At 67.0% G+C, this 15,876-nt stretch carries 13 protein-coding genes; 4 read left to right on the top strand and 9 right to left on the bottom strand.

Translation table 11 applies throughout. The features are described 5' to 3' along the window. Positions 1–3: 3 nt before the first annotated feature. Positions 4–1,686 carry a malonate decarboxylase subunit alpha gene (mdcA, locus tag SB764_RS29525; protein ID WP_183039415.1) on the bottom strand — a complete coding sequence of 561 codons (1,683 nt, stop codon included), beginning with the start codon at positions 1,684–1,686 and terminating at the stop codon, positions 4–6. Next, the gene (locus SB764_RS29530; protein ID WP_410865880.1) at positions 1,670–2,494 is read right to left on the bottom strand and encodes a GntR family transcriptional regulator; all 825 of its coding nucleotides are present in this window, start codon (positions 2,492–2,494) and stop codon (positions 1,670–1,672) included. Before SB764_RS29530 ends, mdcA begins: the two co-directional genes overlap by 17 nt. Positions 2,495–2,696: 202 nt before the next feature. On the opposite strand from SB764_RS29530, the gene SB764_RS29535 reads away from it, so the two are divergent. Further along, positions 2,697–3,995 (top strand): MFS transporter, encoded by a 1,299-nt coding sequence (locus tag SB764_RS29535; RefSeq protein ID WP_074986699.1) that lies wholly within the window; start codon positions 2,697–2,699, stop codon positions 3,993–3,995. 18 nt (positions 3,996–4,013) lie between these two features. Here the strand turns inward: SB764_RS29535 and SB764_RS29540 are convergent, their stop codons facing one another. Further along, positions 4,014–4,958 carry a DMT family transporter gene (locus SB764_RS29540; protein ID WP_183039414.1) on the bottom strand — a complete coding sequence of 315 codons (945 nt, stop codon included), beginning with the start codon at positions 4,956–4,958 and terminating at the stop codon, positions 4,014–4,016. A 115-nt stretch (positions 4,959–5,073) separates the two neighbouring features. Here SB764_RS29540 and SB764_RS29545 point away from each other — a divergent pair, with 115 nt between their 5' ends. Continuing rightward, positions 5,074–5,943 (top strand): LysR substrate-binding domain-containing protein, encoded by an 870-nt coding sequence (locus tag SB764_RS29545; protein ID WP_065059429.1) that lies wholly within the window; start codon positions 5,074–5,076, stop codon positions 5,941–5,943. On the opposite strand, the gene SB764_RS29550 is transcribed toward SB764_RS29545, so the two are convergent. The 6 genes from SB764_RS29550 to SB764_RS29575 all read right to left on the bottom strand — a co-directional run bounded on the left by SB764_RS29550 (position 5,931) and on the right by SB764_RS29575 (position 13,870). Then, the gene (locus SB764_RS29550; RefSeq protein ID WP_410865847.1) at positions 5,931–6,998 is read right to left on the bottom strand and encodes an ABC transporter ATP-binding protein; all 1,068 of its coding nucleotides are present in this window, start codon (positions 6,996–6,998) and stop codon (positions 5,931–5,933) included. The genes SB764_RS29545 and SB764_RS29550 overlap by 13 nt on opposite strands. Continuing rightward, positions 6,995–8,632 carry an ABC transporter permease gene (locus SB764_RS29555; protein WP_410865881.1) on the bottom strand — a complete coding sequence of 546 codons (1,638 nt, stop codon included), beginning with the start codon at positions 8,630–8,632 and terminating at the stop codon, positions 6,995–6,997. Before SB764_RS29555 ends, SB764_RS29550 begins: the two co-directional genes overlap by 4 nt. Positions 8,633–8,685: 53 nt before the next feature. Next, the gene (locus tag SB764_RS29560; protein ID WP_065059432.1) at positions 8,686–9,705 is read right to left on the bottom strand and encodes an iron ABC transporter substrate-binding protein; all 1,020 of its coding nucleotides are present in this window, start codon (positions 9,703–9,705) and stop codon (positions 8,686–8,688) included. A 115-nt stretch (positions 9,706–9,820) separates the two neighbouring features. After that, the gene (efeB, locus tag SB764_RS29565; protein WP_183039412.1) at positions 9,821–11,128 is read right to left on the bottom strand and encodes an iron uptake transporter deferrochelatase/peroxidase subunit; all 1,308 of its coding nucleotides are present in this window, start codon (positions 11,126–11,128) and stop codon (positions 9,821–9,823) included. Positions 11,129–11,130: 2 nt separating this feature from the next. After that, positions 11,131–12,297, bottom strand: a complete 1,167-nt coding sequence (locus SB764_RS29570) for a hypothetical protein (protein WP_065059434.1) — start codon at positions 12,295–12,297, stop codon at positions 11,131–11,133. Between the two features lie 100 nt (positions 12,298–12,397). Beyond that, positions 12,398–13,870: a carbohydrate porin gene (locus SB764_RS29575; protein ID WP_065059435.1), complete on the bottom strand. Its 1,473-nt coding sequence runs from the start codon at positions 13,868–13,870 to the stop codon at positions 12,398–12,400. Between the two features lie 399 nt (positions 13,871–14,269). Between SB764_RS29575 and SB764_RS29580 the strand changes: the two genes are divergently transcribed. Beyond that, positions 14,270–15,145, top strand: a complete 876-nt coding sequence (locus tag SB764_RS29580) for an arylamine N-acetyltransferase family protein (RefSeq protein WP_410865848.1) — start codon at positions 14,270–14,272, stop codon at positions 15,143–15,145. Positions 15,146–15,187: 42 nt separating this feature from the next. Then, a complete protein-coding gene (locus tag SB764_RS29585; protein ID WP_410865882.1) occupies positions 15,188–15,865 on the top strand; it encodes a methyltransferase family protein in 678 nt (225 codons plus the stop codon). The last annotated feature ends 11 nt before the right edge of the window (positions 15,866–15,876 follow it).

The raw sequence follows: 15,876 nt of genomic DNA on the forward strand, positions 1-15,876 counted from the left end.
CGCTCACCAGCTGCGAAAGCGCGCGGGCGGCGTGTACAGACCGCCCGACCACGTCACCAGATCGTCGATGCTGCGCGCGGCGAGCAGCGAACGCTTGGCCTCGCCGCGACGAATGCCGAGATCCTCGGGGAACTGCACGATGCCGCGACGGCGCAATTCCTCGGTCTTTTCGGGCTTCGCGCGCAGGCCGATCGGGGTCACGCCCGCGACGGCCGCGAGCGACGCGCGCCGCTCCTCGATGCCTTCCGCGCGATGCAGATGCGCGATGCCTTCCTCGGTGACCACGTGGCTCACGTCGTCGCCGTAGATCATCACGGGCGCGACCGGCATGCCGCTTTTCTCGCCCACGGCGATCGCGTCCAGTTCGTCGACGAAGGTCGGCTCGCCGCCTTTCTTCCACGTTTCCGCGAGCTGCACCACGAGTTTGTGGCCGCGCGACACCGGGCCCGTGTCCTTGAGCAGCTTGAGCCACGCTTCGCTTGCATGACGGCGGCCGCGCGGATCGTGGCCCATGTTCGGCGCGCCGCCGAAACCGGCGAGACGCCCGCGCGTGACGGTCGACGAATTCGCATCGGCGTCGATCTGCAGCGTGGAGCCGATGAAGAGATCGACCGCATATTGCCCGGCGAGCTGGCACAGCACGCGGTTCGAGCGCAGGCTGCCGTCGCTGCCGGTGAAGAACACGTCGGGGCGCGCGGCGATGTACGCCTCCATGCCCACTTCGCTGCCGAAGCAATGCACGCTGTCCACCCAGCCCGATTCGATGGCGGGGATCAGCGTGGGATGCGGATTGAGCGTCCAGTTGCGGCAGATCTTGCCCTTGAGGCCGAGCTGTTCGCCGTAGGTCGGCAGCAGCAGTTCGATCGCGGCCGTGTCGAAACCGATGCCGTGATTGAGCGCGGTGATGCCGTAGGGCGCGTAAATGCCCTTGATGACCATCATCGCCGTCAGCACCTGCAGGTCGCCGATATGGCGCGGGTCGCGCGTGAACAGCGGCTCGACCGCGAACGGGCGATCGGCCTGCACGACCACGTCCACCCACGAGCCCGGAATATCGACGCGCGGCAGTTCATCGACGATTTCGTTGACCTGAACGATCACGATGCCCTGGCTGAACGCGGCGGCTTCGGCGATCGTGGGCGTGTCTTCGGTGTTCGGGCCGGTGTAGAGATTGCCGTGGCGGTCGGCCTTTTCCGCGCAGAGCAGCGCGACCTGCGGAATCAGATCGACGAACATGCGCGCGTACAGCTCCACGTACGTGTGGATCGCGCCCACTTCGAGCTGACCGTCTTCGAGCAGTTGCGCCACGCGCAGGCTCTGCGGCCCCGCGAACGCGAAGTCGACGCGATGCGCGATGCCGCGCTCGAACAGCGTGAGGTGTTCGGGGCGGCTGATGCTCGAAATCAGCAGATGAATGTTGTTGAGCTTCGCGGGATCGGTTTTGGCGAGCGAGCGCGAGAGGAAGTCGGCCTGCTTCTGGTTGTCGCCTTCGAGCGCCACGCGGTCGCCGGGGCGGATCAGCAGTTCGAGCGCGTCGGTCATGCGCGAGGCGGGCAGCACGCCGTCTTCGAGCCAGCCGGAAATGGCGGCGAGGCGGCGCGCTTTCTCGTCGCGGCGCGTGGTCCACGAGCGCGGCGCCGGGCTGGCGTGAGCGGGCGAGGCGGAGGTGTCAGCTTGAGGCTTCATCGGGAGTTCGGCTCCGTGAGCGGGAGGATGCGGGAGACGCAGGAGAGGGCGCGCGCGCTTTCTTCGCGGCGGGCTGCGCCGCGGCGCGTTCGGCCTGTCGATCGGTCAGAAATTGGTAGATCAGCTCGCCGGTGCCGAGCAGATGCGCGGCCACGAGCGCCTGCGCGGCAGCGACGTCGCGGCGCTTCACGGCAGCGAGAATTTCGGCGTGTTCTGCATCGGACTCGCCCTTGTAGGCGGGAAAGCCGAATTTGAGCCGCAGATAACGCTCGCCGCGCCGATGCAGCGTGACAAGCATGTCCATCAGTTGCGGGCGGCCCGCGGGCGCGTAGAGGCTCATATGGAAGTCCTCGTTGCGCGCCACATATAGCGACGGATCGCGCTCGCGCTTCGCGGCGGCGGCCAGCGCGCTCACGTCGCGCAGCGAGGCGGCCGTGTGATTCGGAATCGCGAGGCCCAGCGCGAGGCTTTCGAGCGCCGAGCGGATCTCGTAGATCTCGCGGGCCTCGTCGCGCGACAGCGAGGCGACGCTCGCGCCCTTGTTCACTTCGATGCGCGCCCAGCCTTCGCTCGCCAGCTGGCGCAGCGCCTCGCGCACGGGAATGGCGCTGACCGAGAAATGCCGCGCGATCGCGTCCTGGCGCAGCGGCGCGTCCGGCGCGAGCGTGCCTTCGACGATGGCGGTGCGCAGGGCGTCCGCGATCATGCGCGAAGTGCTGGTGCGAGGCGCCGCGAGCGTCGGCAATCCGTTTGCCGCCCCCTCCGTCGCGCTGCCATCCAGGGGAAAACCATTCGTTGCGTCGCTCATGAGATCAAATATTATATATAAAACGATAAGGGCGAAAGCCTCGCAAACCCGCAAAACGCGCAATACAGAATAGACGGGGAAAGCAGCAATCGGGGGCTCACAGGGAGTTCTTGAAGAGAGCCGGCCACAGTCCGGTTCGCGTTCCGCGCCGCGCTTTCAATCAGCATTCAGGGCGCGCGGCATCACAGGAGAGAGGAGCATCATGAATTCGATTACCGAGCCCGCCCGGCGTGCTCACAAGACGCCGCTGAACCGCTCGCAGATCGCCGGTTTCTGGGGCGCCTGGGCCGGTTGGACGCTCGACGGCATGGACTCGTTCATCTACGCGCTCGTGCTCACGCCCGCGCTCACCGAATTGCTGCCGCATTCGGGCTATGCCGCGACCGCGCCGAACATCGGTCTCGCGGGCTCGATCCTGTTCGCGCTGTTCCTCGTCGGCTGGGGACTGTCGTTCATCTGGGGGCCGCTGGCGGACCGCTTCGGCCGCACGCGCGTGCTCGCGGGCACCATCTTCATGTTTGCGATCTTCACGGGCTTGTCGGCGACCGCGCAAAGCGTGTGGGCGCTCGGCATCTACCGCTTTCTCGCGGGCGTGGGCATCGGCGGCGAATGGGCGCTCGCGGGCACCTACGTGGCCGAATCCTGGCCCGAGGACCGGCGCAAGATGGGCGCGGGTTATCTTCAGACCGGGTATTACGCGGGTTTCTTTATCGCGGCGGCGCTGAACTACACGGTCGGCGTGCATTTCGGCTGGCGCGCGATGTTCCTGACGGGCGCGATTCCGGTGGTGGTCGCCATTCTCGTGCTCACGCGCGTGGAGGAGCCGGACAAGTGGCAGAAGTCGGACGCGAGCCAGGTGCATCACGGCCATCCGCTGCGCGAGATTTTCAGCGCCGGTTATCGCCGCCGCACCGTGGTCGCGTGCGCGCTGCTGACGATTGCGATCATCGGTTTGTGGGCGGGCGCGGTGTATGAGCCGTCGGCGGTGATCCAGCTCGCCACGCGGGCGGGCGCGAGCAAGGCCGAGGCGATTCGCACGGCGTCGATCGCCACGGGCATTCTGTCGATCGGCACGATTCTGGGCTGTCTCGCGCTGCCGCCGATGGCCGAACGCATCGGCCGCAAATGGACGCTGGCGATTTACTTCGCGGGCATGGCGGTGACGATCGCGGCGAGCTTCGGCTGGGCCTATTACCTCGAAAACGGGCTCGTGCCGTTCATCGCCATTCTGTTCGTGCTGGGCTTTTTCGGCGGCAATTTCGCGCTGTTCAGCCTGTGGCTGCCCGAGCAGTTCGGCACGCGCGTGCGCGCCACGGCGTTCGCGTTCTGCACGTCGTTCGGACGGTTCGTGGGCGCGGGCGTGAACTTCCTGCTGGGCGCGGCGGTGCTGCATATGCACACGCTCGGCGTGCCGGTCGCGCTCACGGCGATCGCGTTCGTGGTCGGCCTGCTGATCATTCCGTTCGCACCCGAAACGAAGGGCGAAGTGTTGCCGGGCTGAGCGCGTGGCCCTTAGGGGTCAACGCCGTTTGAACGCGAGCCTCGGCGGCAACAGACGCCAGCCGAGATTGACGCCGAGGCTCGCCGTGACGATCAGCACCATGCCCGCGAGTTGCGGCACGCTCAGCGCGCGGCCGTAGACGATCGCATCGACGGCGATGGCCGTGAGCGGATACACGAACAGCAGTACGGCGATCACGGGCGTCGTGAGCTTCGGCAGCGCGCCGTAAATCAGCACGTACGACAGCCCCGTGTGCAGCACGCCCATGCCCACGAGCCAGCCCCATTGCGGCGCCGAAATGTGCGTGAGTTCGAGCGGCGCGACGAACGGCGCGATCAGCGGCAGACACAGCGCGCCCACCGCGCATTGCGTCAGCGTGAACAGATGCGGACGCAGTTCGCGCAGACTCTTCGCGATCAGCGTGACGCTCGCATAGAGCACCGATCCGCCGAGCGCTTCGGCCAGACCAATCAGATAGCGCGGATGATCGGCCACCTGGCTTTCCGCGAGCACGCCCGAGGCGAGCACGAGTCCCACGAACGCAATCGCGATCCAGCCGAGCCGGTCTGCGCCGAGGCGCTCGTGAAAGATCGCCGCGCCGATCAGCACGACCCAGAACGGCTGCACATGGAACACGACCGTCGCGACCGCGATGCTGGTGCGATGGATCGAATCGAAAAAGCCGACCCACTGCGTCACCATCAGCACGCCCGAGATGAACGCGAGCGCGAAGGTGCGGCGCGTGAATTGGCGTGCCAGTTGGCGCGGCGCGAGCCAGCCTTTGCACGCGCAGTACGCGGCGAGCGCGAGCATGCCGAACAGGCAGCGGAAGAACACCAGCGTGAGCGCGCCGAGATGCGCCTCTTCGACGAACACGCCGATGGTGCCCATCAGCAGGCCGCCGCCCGCGAGCATGGCGACGCCCTGGCGGCTGTTGTGAAGATCGGTTTGCGCGGACGACATCGGCAGAAAACGCTTGAAAGCGAAAGCAGGTTGAAAACCGTTTCAGTATTCGCGAGTTGCAGGGTATCGGCAAACGAATTAAATTGAACAATTCCATCAATCTGGCTGATGAATCATGAACCCCGAGTTCGATCTCGATCTCTTGCGCAGCTTCGTGGCCGTCGCGGACGCGGGCAGTTTCACGAAGGCCGCCGTGTCGGTGCATCGTTCGCAGGCGGCCGTGAGCATGCAGATCAAGCGGCTGGAACTGATGCTCGGCACCACGCTGTTCACGCGCGACACGCGCAATCTGGCGCTCACGCGGCCCGGCAACACGCTGCTCGAATATGCGCGGCGCGCGCTCGATCTGCAGGAGGAGGCGTGGTCGGCGTTGGTGCGGCCCGAGGTGACGGGGCGCGTGGTGCTCGGCGCGCCCGACGATTACATGGCGGCGCTGCTGTCGCCGGTGTTAAGGCGCTTTTCGACGCTGTACCCGCATGTGGAGATCGAGATCGTCTGCGCGCAGAGCGTGGCGCTCGGGCCGATGCTGGCGGACAACAAGATCGACGTGGCCTTCGTGACGCGCGACAAGCAGATTCGCGGCGAATTCGTGCGTAGCGAGGACATGGTGTGGGTCGGTTCGCCCGACGATCCGGCGCCGCTTGCGATGTCGCCGCTGCCGGTGGGGCTCTACGAGCACGGCAGCGTCGCGCGCGCGCATACGGTGGCGGCGCTCGACGCGGCGCGCATCCGCTATCGCGCCGCGTTCAGCAGCGCGAGCCTCACGGGATTGATGGCGACGGTGGAGGCGGGCATCGCCGTGGTGGCGCTCACGCGTTGCAGCGTGCCTGCGCGCTTCGCGGTGCTGGGCGAGGCGCAGGGGCTGCCGACGATCGAGCCGCTCGACATCGTCGTGGCGCGCAGCGTGAAGTCGAACCGGCCGACCTGCGATTACTTCGTTGAGCAGATGGTTCAGGATCTCTCGGTGCGTCGTCAGCGCGGATAGACGCTGACTTCGCCGCCCACCGCCACGCGCACGCGCTCGCCCGGCTGCGGCGTGCGAAAGCCCGGCACGCGCGCGCGGATCGGCGTGGGCGCTTGAGCCGGATCGAGCTGCAATTCCAGCGTGAGCGCGGCGTCCTGGCCCTGGAACGTGACGTCGCGCACGCGCGCGTCGAGCGCGCCGGGGCGCATCGCATCGTGCGGCAGGACGTCGATCTGTTCGGGGCGCAGCATCACGTCGACGTCGACATTGCCGGGCGTGGCCGGCGTGTCCTGCGCGAGCGGCAACGCGCCGAGCGCGCAATGCGCGAATCCCGCGCTGACGCGCCCCGGCAGCAACACCGCTTCGCCGACGAAGGCCGCGAGTTCGCGCGTGACAGGCCGGCGGTACAGCGTCTGCGGCGCGGCCGTCTGCACGAGCCGCCCATTCAACAGCACCGCAACCTCATGACCGAGCGAAAGCGCTTCCGCCTGATCGTGCGTGACCAGCACGGCCGTCGCGCCCGCCGCCGCGAGTGCGCGTGCCACGGCGGCGCGGGTTTCCACGCGCAACGCCGAATCGAGCGACGAAAACGGTTCGTCGAGCATCACGAGACCGGGCGCGGGCGCGAGTGCGCGAGCCAGCGCCACGCGCTGCTGCTGTCCGCCCGATAACTGCTGCGGCGCGCGATGGGCGCAGGACTCGGGAAGCCCGACGAGTTCGAGCAGCTCCGACACGCGATGGCGCGTGCGCCGCTGCGCGCGCGGCAGGCCGAACACGATGTTGTCCGCGACCGAGAGATGCGGAAACAGCGCGCCTTCCTGGGGCACGTAGCCAATCCGACGCTGTTCGGCGGGCAGATGCAGCGTGTCGTCCGCCACGCGCCGTCCGCCGATCTCGATGCTGCCCGCGTCGGCGCGCTCGAAGCCGCACAGCAGGCGCAGCAGCGTGGTCTTGCCGCTGCCCGAGGGGCCGAGCAGCGCGAGCAGCGAGCCGGACTGCACCGTGAGATGCACGTCGTGCAGCACGGGATGGCCGTCGAAGGCCTTGGAAACGCCGGCAATGCGAAGTGTGCTCATGGGCGCGAGGAATCGGATGAAGAGGGCGGGCCGGCCTGCGCGGCGAGCGCCGACTTGCCCGCGAAGGCGAACAGCAGGCCCGAGGCCGCGAGCGCGAGCGCCGTGAGCAGCGCCGCGTAGGGCGCGGCGGCGGCGAACGCGAGCGTCGAGGTATTGGACCAGACCTGGGTGGCGAGCGTGTGCGTGCCGATGGGCGCGAGCAGCAGCGTGGCGTTCAGTTCGGTGACGACCGAGATGAAGACCATCGACGCCGCCGCGCCCAGACCCGGTCCCGCGAGCGGCAGCACCACGCGCCGCAGCGTCGCGAACCAGCCGAGGCCGAGCGCGCGCGCCGTCTCTTCGAGACGCTGCTGCGCCTGCAACAGCGCCGCGCGCACGCTCACGAGCGCGAGCGGCAGAAACAGGATCGCGTAGACCACGATCAGCAGCGTGGTGCTCTGATAGAGCGGTTCGAGCGCGCGCACCGCGAGCGACACGATCGCCAGCGCGATGACGAGTCCCGGCACGCCTTGCGCGATGAACGCCGTGCGTTCGAGAAACGTCGCCGCGCGGCCCGGATAGCGCGCGAGCAGATACGCGAGCGGCAGCGCGAGCAGCGTCGTGAAGACGGCGGCCAGCAGGCCGAGCCGCAGCGAGGCGAGCGTGGTGGAGAGCAGCAATTCGGTCGAGACGTCGGCGGGCGTGATCGCGGCGGCGCCCGGCTGGGTCAGCCAGTAGCCGATCATCGCCAGCGGCACGCCGAGCGTGCCCACGTTGAGCGCGACGAACGCGAGCGCGACCGGCCAGCGCCAGCGGCCCAGCGCGAGACGGCCGGCCGCGCGCCGCGCGCCGCGATCGACGCGTTCGTAACGCGCGCGGCCCCGCACGCGGAATTCGAACACGAGACACACGAGGCACAGCAGGATCAGCACGCAGGCGAGCAGCGAGGCGCCGCCGCCGTCGAAGCTGGTGCGATATTCGGCGTAGATCTCGGTCGTGAACGTGCGAAAGCGCAGCAGCGTGAACGCGCCGAATTCGGACAGCACGCCGAGCGCGACCAGCAGCATCGAGCCGAGCAGGGCAGGGCGCAATTGCGGCAGCACCACGCGCACGAAAATCGCCCAGCGGTTGCAGCCGAGTGCGCGCGCGCATTCTTCGAGCGCGGGATCGAGCCCGCGCAGCGCCGCCGCCACCGGCAGATAGACGAGCGGAAAATACGCGGTCGTGATGACGATGAACGCGCCGAGAAAGTCCTGCAAATCGAGGCTCAACGACACCCACGCATAGCTCGTGATGAACGCGGGCATGGCGAGCGGCGCGGCGGCGAGCAGCGCGAACGCGCGCCGTCCCGGCAGATCGGTGCGCTCGACGAACCACGCGACGGCGGTGCCGAGCACGGCCGACGCCAGCGTCGCGCTGGCGGTGATGCTGAGCGTGTTGACGAGCAGTTCGCCGACGAGCGGACGGAAGATCAGCTCGGCCGCGTCGGCGAAACCGAACGACAGCGCGCGCCAGAACGTCAGCGCGAGCGGCAGCAGGACCAGCATCGGCCCGAGCGCGGCGGCGAGAAACAGCGCGCGCGGCGCGCGGCGGCGCGTGACGGCCCGCGCCGCGATGCTGGTCCGGTCGAGATCGGCATCGGCCTGATCCGGCATCGCGCGCGCCGAGGTAAGGGCTTCACTCACGATCGCTTCGCCATCCTTACGAATTACAGCAGGCCCGCCTGACGCAGCAGACGGCCCGCCTGGCTGTCGTCGCCGAGTTGCTGGATCGTCAGCGCGGGCGGATGCAACTGATCGAACGGTTTGTTGATCGGATCGCCCTGCACGCCCGGACGCAGCGGATATTCGAAGCTGATGTGGCCTTGCGCCATCAGCTTCTGCGCGCGCTCGCTCACGAGGTAGGCGAGAAACTTCTGCGCGCCGTCCGGGTTGTGCGCCGACTTCATCGCGGCGGCGCCGGAGACGTTCACGAGCGCGCCCACATCGCCGTTGGCGAAATGCGCGACGGCGCTGCGCGTTTTCTTGTCGCCGAGTTCCGCGTGCAGACGGTCCCAGTAGTAGTTGTTGATGATGCCGGTCGCGACCGCGCCGCGATTGACCGCCGCGACCACGCCTTCGTCGTCGTCGAAAATCTGCGCGTTGGCTTTCAGGCCCTTGAGCCATTCGAGCGTGGCCGCTTCGCCTTTGGCGGCGAGCACGGCGTCGACGAGCGGCAGGAAGTCGGCGTCGCTCGGCGCGATGCCGACCTTGCCCTTCCACTCGGGCTTCGCGAGATCGAAGATCGATTGCGGCAGTTGCGCGGCCGGCAGCTTCGCCGTGTTGTACGTCAGCACGTTTTCGCGCGCGGTCACGCCGACCCACTGTCCGGCCGGCGAGTTGTAGTGCGCGGGCACTTCGGCGAGCGTCGACGGCTGCACCGGCGCGAGCAGGCCTTTCTCTTCCAGCAGCATCAGTTCTGGCGAGTTCTCGGTGAAGTAGACGTCGGCGGGCGTCCTGTCGCCTTCGGCCACGAGTTGCGCGGCCAGCGCCGGACCTTCGCCGCTGCGGATCTTCACGTCGATGCCGGTCTGCTGCTCGAAGTCCTTCGCGAGCTGGTTCACGACCTGCTCGTGCTGGGCGTTGTAGAGCGTGATCGAGGCGGCGTGCGCGCCCAGCGGCAACATCCCCGCCACGGCGAGTGCGAGGGTGGCGGCGCGCAGCGGCGCACCGGAAAGGATCGTCTTCATGTTGGTCGTCTGTCGTTGTTGCTTGTTGTCGAATGAATCCGTGATGCTGCCTTGTGGCGTGCTGCTTGATGCCGTGCCGCGGTCCGGCGCGCGTCGATGCGCCCGCCGGATTGCGTCATGCCTCGAACAGTTGCGCGCCGATGTACGAGCCGGGTTTCGCGCCCGGCGGGCATGCGAACACGGCGCTGCCGACGTGCGTGGTGAACTGGTTCATCATGTCGAACTTCGCGAGCTTCTCGTTGATCGGAATGAAGCCCGTGCGCGGGTCGGCCTGGTGCGCGATGAAGATGAGGCCCGCGTCATATTCGGTTTCCTGACGCCACGGCGGCCAGCGCTCGATATAGAAGTTCGTGCCGTCGTTGTACGAGTACGAGCGGCGCAGGATCTGCGCACCGTTGTTCGACGCGCGATTCGAAAGGCGCACGTGCGAGTTTTCCGGAATCAGCGGATTGCCGTCCTTGTCGTTCGCCGTGAGATCGACCGTGTCGAATTCCTTCGCCTGGCCGATGGGCGCGCCGCTGTACTTGTGACGGCCGAACACCTGCTCCTGGAAGCCGAGTTCCATCTGGTCCCAGTGCTCGATCGTGATGCGGATGCGGCGCACGACCGTGTAGGTGCCGCCTTGCATCCACGGCGCGTCGGCGGCGGTGGCCCAGACGAACTCGTTCATCGCCTTCGGGTCCGAGGTCGGCGGATTGTTGGTGCCGTCCTTGAAGCCCATCAGATTGCGCGGCGTCTGATTGCGCGGACCGGACAGAAAGCCCGCCTGGCCCCAGCGCATGTGCAGCTTGCCGTAACCCTGGCGCGCGAGCTGGCGCACCGCGTGGAAGGCCACTTGCGCGTCGTTCGCGCAGGCCTGCACGTAGAGGTCGCCGCCGGTTTTCTCGGCCACCAGCTGATCGCCGTTGAAGCGCGGCAGATCGACGAGCGCGGCGGGGCGCAGATGCGCGAGGCCGTAACGGTCCTTGCCTTCCGACATGAAGAGGCCGGGACCGAAGCCGAACGTCACCGTGAGCGCGGCCGGGCCGAGGCCGAGCACGTCGCCGGAATCGGGTGCGGGCGCATCGTCCTTGCCGTTGTCGAGCGAGGCCGCCGACTGGCCTTGCGTCATGCGCGCGGCCATGTCGGTCCACTGGCGCAGCAGCGCGATCACGTCGTCGCGCGAAGTGGTCGCGAGATCGAAGGCCGCCACATAGGTATGCGCCTGCTGCGGCGTGACGATGCCGCCTTGATGCGCGGCGTAAAACGGCTCGACCGCGCTCATCGGATCGACGGCCGGCGGCGCGCGATGCTTCGCTTCGGCGGCCTGCGTCAGGCCGCTTGCGCCAAGCGACGCGCCAGCGGCCACGGCCGCGCCGCCGGCCTTGAGAAAGCCGCGCCGCGCGGGACGCTGCGGGCGGTTGGGGTTGTCGTCGGAGGACATGATTATTTCGCCAGCACGAGAGTGTTCACGTCGTCTTCCACGTAGTAGAAGCCGTCGCCCGCCGGTGTCATCGCAATGCCGAACAGGTCGCCGTTGCCCGGGGGCGTCTGTGCCTTGTCGGTGTCGATCCAGCGTGCGTAGAGTTGCTTCGCCGCGACCGGGTCGATCTCGACGACCTGGCCGTTGAGCGCGTTGGTCACGAGCAGGTGGCCCTGCGGCGTGGTGATCATCGCGAGCGGGCGGTGCAGCAGGCCGTCCGCAGTCAGTTGACGGCCCACGCCCGCGCTCGTGTCGCGCGTGGTCGGGTCTTCGATCACGTTGATGCGGTTGCCGATCGCGTCGGACACATAGAGCAGCTTGTTGTCCGCGGACAGCGCAAGGCCGGTCGGACCGACGAGGAACACGCCGCGGTCGGCGCGCGCGCCGAAGCCGCTCGCAATCACCGTTTCGCTCTTGACCGTGGGCGGCTGGCCGTTCGGGATGTCGAGTTCCATGCGCAGCACGGTGGCCTGCTTGAAGACCGGCGGCTCGCCGTCCGGGCCGAGGTCCGTGCCGCCCACGCCGAAGCCCGCGTTGCTCACGAACAGCGTGGCGCGATCGCCGTTGTCGATCACGGCCATGTTGCCCCACGGGTCGTTGATGTTCGGGCTGCTGATGGCCTTCGCGATCTTGCCGTTGCTGTCGAGCACGATCAGGCAGCCCGCGCCCTTGGTGTTGGTCGTGCCGTCGTTGCTCGGCGTGCTGCCGACGATCACCCAGCCCGACTTCAGCATCGTCATCGCGGTCGAAAGGCCCACGCCGCCGGGACATTCCTTGAGGTCGCGCGGAATGGTGGCGAACAGCGTCATCTGCTTCGTGTCCGGGTGATAGTCGACGATGGTCGATCCCGTGCCCTGCATGTTCGACGCGTTGTTGAAGTTGTCGATCAGCACGTCGCCCTGTTTGACGGTGCCGGCGCTCACCGGCGCGACGAAGATCGCATACGGATTCTGGTCGCCGTTATCGGGCACGGTGTTGATGAGCGTGGTCTGGTGCTTGACGATCTCCAGCATGCCGGGCTCGCCCGCATGAACGAGGGGCGCGCCGAGCAACGCGGTGGCGGCGAGCGCGAGCGCCGCGCGGGTGGCGTGAGCCGAGCACAGCAGGAGCTTGCGCGTGGCGTGATTCATTGTGTATTTCTCCGTGCCTCGCGCGAGCACGCGCACGCACGGGCGTGCGCGGCGGGGTGGCGTGAGGGCTTGGGGTTAGACATGGTGCGAATGGCGTGGATCAGAACGTGATGGTGGTGCGCACGCCGAGCACGAAGGTGTTGCGCAGCGGCTGGGTCGCGTCGTTCGGGTTCTGGCCCGCGCCCGCGTTGAACGTGTATTGCGCGTCGGCCTGAATCTGCCACCACGGTGTGACTTCGTATTGATAGGTCGCTTCGAGCGTGGTTTCCTGCGTGCGCACGCCGTACGGTCCCGTGTTGAACGTGCGGTAGTCCATGTCGAGATCGTGCACCGCGTTGCTAACCTTGATGTACGTGACGGCGAGACCGACGCTGTCGTTGTCGCGGCCCTTGAACGGCGCTTTCATCACGACGCCCGCGTTGGCCGAGAAGTCGACGAGGTTGCGGTCGCCCGGCGCGCCCATCACGCGCGCGAACACGCCGATGCTGCGCGGTTCGTCGGGATCGGGACGCCACACCATCTGGTCGGCGACGGCGTAGATGCTGTAGTTGCCGCGATGCTCGGCGGCGATGCCGGTGCTCGCCGGGTTGTTGAGCGAGAGGCCGGAGTTGTCGTAATGCTGGTCGGCGAACGCGTTGCTGTTGTACCAGAAGCCGATCTTGTAGGTGCCGGGCAATCCTTGACTGTCGGCGCTCACGAGTTCGCCTTCGGACGGCTGATTGATCGAGTACTGCAATTCGCCGATCACCAGCGCGCCGTTGTGCAGATTGAAATTCGTGCCGCTCAGATTGTTCGGGTTGTTGCCGAGCGGATCGCCGTCGAATACGCCGATCAAACCCGTGAGCGACGGCGTGATCTGGCCGCGCACGCGCACGCCGAGACCGGCGAGCGGATACGCGGGACCGCCCGAGGGCATGTCGTACGAAGGCAGCGCGGGCCAGCCGAACATCGTGTTGACGAACAGCGCCGCGTACTGGCTCGTGATGAATTCCTGATCGATACTCTGCTGACCGACCTTGATGTCGAGCTTCCTGTCGAGGAAGGACTGCTGATACCACATCTCCCACAGACGCGTGGTGTCCTGCGCCTCGATCCCGCTCGCCGTGTTCAGCGTGCCGAGATAGTTCGCGCTCAGGTTCGAGCCGTGAATCTGCAATGCGCTGATGTTGAACAGGCCGCCCGGAATGCCGAGCGCCTTGCTCGTATCGAGCTGCAAGGTGGCGGTGGTGAGACCGTCATAGGTGCCGCCGCGATTGAGACCGCCGCGCACGTTCGCGAGATATTCGCTGGTTTCGGTCAGGTCGAATGTGACGCCGTATTTGCCGAGCCACGGACGCAGCCCGCCCATGTCGCCGAGCAGATTTTCGCGCGACCAGATGCCCGTGAAGAAGGTGGACGGTTCTGCCTTGATCGAGAGATCGGCCTCGGGCGCTTCGGGTTGCGCGTCGGGGTTGCTGCTCGTTTGCGCCTGCGCCGCACCGCATGCGAAGGTCGCGCACGCCGCCCACAGCGCGAGTCCGCGCAAGGCGGGCGCACGCCGTCCGAACGCACCGTCTGTCCGGTTGAGTTTCATCGTATTCCTTAATTATTTAATTCTTCGCCGAGGGATCGAGTCGCGCATGCGCTGGTGTTGGCGCCTTAATTCCTGAGTCTTCAAGAGTCTCCAAGACGCCGCCATCGTACTCAGCGATATCTTGAAGGTCAACACAAATGAGAATGATTCTCACGATGATTACAGGGCGTAAGGGCTGTGTTTACGATTGCCTGTCGACGTGAATTCGGGCGATAAAGAAAGGTTAAAAAAGGCGATTCTGTATGACGAAAGAAGTCGCTTATCATCGACGTAATTCGCGCACTTAAAACGCGTTTGCCGTGGGTGTCTGCAATGTGCGAAAGCGATGCGCTATGGCAATGCGCGCCGCTCGCGTCACCCCGACCTCATACCTTTCATTTTTAACGCCAGGCTGTTTCCATGTCCGACCAGGATTTCAAGCTCGATCTCGATCGTTATTTCGCCCGCATCGGCTACGACGGACCGCGCGCCGAGACGCTCGACGTGCTGCGCACGCTGCATCGTCTGCATCCGTGCGCGATACCGTTCGAAAACCTCAATCCGTTTTCGGCGCGCGGCGTGTCGATCGCGTTGCCCGATATCGTCGCGAAGCTCGTCGACTCGCGGCGCGGCGGCTATTGTTTCGAACACAACACGCTGTTCGCCCATGTGCTGATGCAACTCGGCTTCGCGGTGGAACCGCTGGCGGCGCGCGTGCTGTTCGGTCAGCCGAAGGACAGCGCCTCGCCGCGCACGCACATGCTGCTGCGCGTGCAGGCCGAAGGCGAGGCGTGGCTCGTCGACGTGGGCTTCGGCGGCGCGTCGCTGAGCGCGCCGCTCGCGTTCGCGCAACGCGGCGAGCAGGCGACGCCGCTCGAACCCGCGCGCCTGACGCCGAGGAACGAGACGAGCGTGACGAATGGCAAGAACGCAACGGGCGCGCGCGAATGGACGCTCGAGCACTTCGACGGCGACGCGTGGGGCGATGTGTATCGCTTCGAAGACGCGCCCGCGCTCTGGTGCGATTACGAGGTGGCGAACTGGTACACGTCGGCGTCGCCGCAATCGTTCTTCACGGACTGCCTGATCGTGTGCATCGCGCGCGAGGGCCGTCGCGCGATTCTCTTCAACGACCGCTACACGGAGCGCGACGTCGCCGGGCAGGCGACGCATCGCACGCTCGCCAATGCGGGCGAACTCGACGATTGCCTGACGACGCAATTCGGCATCGACACGTCGGGCTTCGACATGCAGGCGAGTTTCGCGCGCGTGCAGGGACGAGGCGAAAAGCGCTGAACCTCGCGGGAGCGCCGGCGCAAGGAGGGCATCATGAAGCCGCTGATCGTGCGTCTTTTCACGCAGACGCTCATCTGGCTCGCGTTGCAGGGCGTCTTGCTGTTTGCGTCGGCGGGCACGCTCGCGTGGCCGGCCGCGTGGCTCTGGCTGCTCGAATGGGCCGCGTGCGGTATCTGGATCGGCCTGTGGCTCGCGCGTACCGATCCGGGTCTGCTCGCCGAGCGGCTCGCGCCGTTCGCGCAGCGCGAGCAGCAGCGATGGGACCGCGTGTTCATGGTGTCGGTCGCGCTGGGCTGGTGCGCGTGGCTGTGCCTGATCGGTCTCGACGCCGTGCGGTATCGCTGGTCGCAGGTGCCGGTCTGGCTCAGTGCGTGCGGCGCGGTGGCGATTTTCGTCGATCTCTATGCGACGCGCGGCGTGTTCGCGGCGAACCGCTACGCGGCGCCCGTCGTGAAGATCCAGCGCGAGCGCGGCCATGCGCTGAGCGATAGCGGACCGTACGCGTATGTGCGCCATCCGATGTACGCGTTCGCGATTCTGCTGCTGGCGGGCACGCCGCTGATGCTCGGCTCGTGGTGGGGATTGGCGTGCGTGCCGGCGATGGTCGCGGCGATCGGCTGGCGCGCCGTGCGCGAAGAGCGCACGCTGGCTGCGGAACTGCCGGGCTATCGCGCGTATCTGGAGCGGGTGAAGTACCGGTTTGTGCCGGGGGTGTGGTGATGCGCCAGGAA

Origin of the sequence: Paraburkholderia sp. SIMBA_027, assembly GCF_046535315.1 — a bacterium.
In the GTDB taxonomy this organism is placed as follows: Bacteria; Pseudomonadota; Gammaproteobacteria; order Burkholderiales; family Burkholderiaceae; genus Paraburkholderia; species Paraburkholderia tropica.

What these genes read in the sequence shown, in the direction of transcription:
- SB764_RS29530 (WP_410865880.1), bottom strand. Translation starts at nt 2,494, where the DNA reads ATGAGCGACGCAACGAATGGTTTTCCCCTGGATGGCAGCGCGACGGAG.
- SB764_RS29540 (WP_183039414.1), bottom strand. Translation starts at nt 4,958, where the DNA reads ATGTCGTCCGCGCAAACCGATCTTCACAACAGCCGCCAGGGCGTCGCC.
- SB764_RS29555 (WP_410865881.1), bottom strand. Translation starts at nt 8,632, where the DNA reads ATGCCGGATCAGGCCGATGCCGATCTCGACCGGACCAGCATCGCGGCG.
- SB764_RS29535 (WP_074986699.1), top strand. Translation starts at nt 2,697, where the DNA reads ATGAATTCGATTACCGAGCCCGCCCGGCGTGCTCACAAGACGCCGCTG.
- SB764_RS29545 (WP_065059429.1), top strand. Translation starts at nt 5,074, where the DNA reads ATGAACCCCGAGTTCGATCTCGATCTCTTGCGCAGCTTCGTGGCCGTC.
- efeB (WP_183039412.1), bottom strand. Translation starts at nt 11,128, where the DNA reads ATGTCCTCCGACGACAACCCCAACCGCCCGCAGCGTCCCGCGCGGCGC.
- SB764_RS29560 (WP_065059432.1), bottom strand. Translation starts at nt 9,705, where the DNA reads ATGAAGACGATCCTTTCCGGTGCGCCGCTGCGCGCCGCCACCCTCGCA.
- SB764_RS29550 (WP_410865847.1), bottom strand. Translation starts at nt 6,998, where the DNA reads ATGAGCACACTTCGCATTGCCGGCGTTTCCAAGGCCTTCGACGGCCAT.
- SB764_RS29570 (WP_065059434.1), bottom strand. Translation starts at nt 12,297, where the DNA reads ATGAATCACGCCACGCGCAAGCTCCTGCTGTGCTCGGCTCACGCCACC.
- SB764_RS29575 (WP_065059435.1), bottom strand. Translation starts at nt 13,870, where the DNA reads ATGAAACTCAACCGGACAGACGGTGCGTTCGGACGGCGTGCGCCCGCC.
- mdcA (WP_183039415.1), bottom strand. Translation starts at nt 1,686, where the DNA reads ATGAAGCCTCAAGCTGACACCTCCGCCTCGCCCGCTCACGCCAGCCCG.
- SB764_RS29580 (WP_410865848.1), top strand. Translation starts at nt 14,270, where the DNA reads ATGTCCGACCAGGATTTCAAGCTCGATCTCGATCGTTATTTCGCCCGC.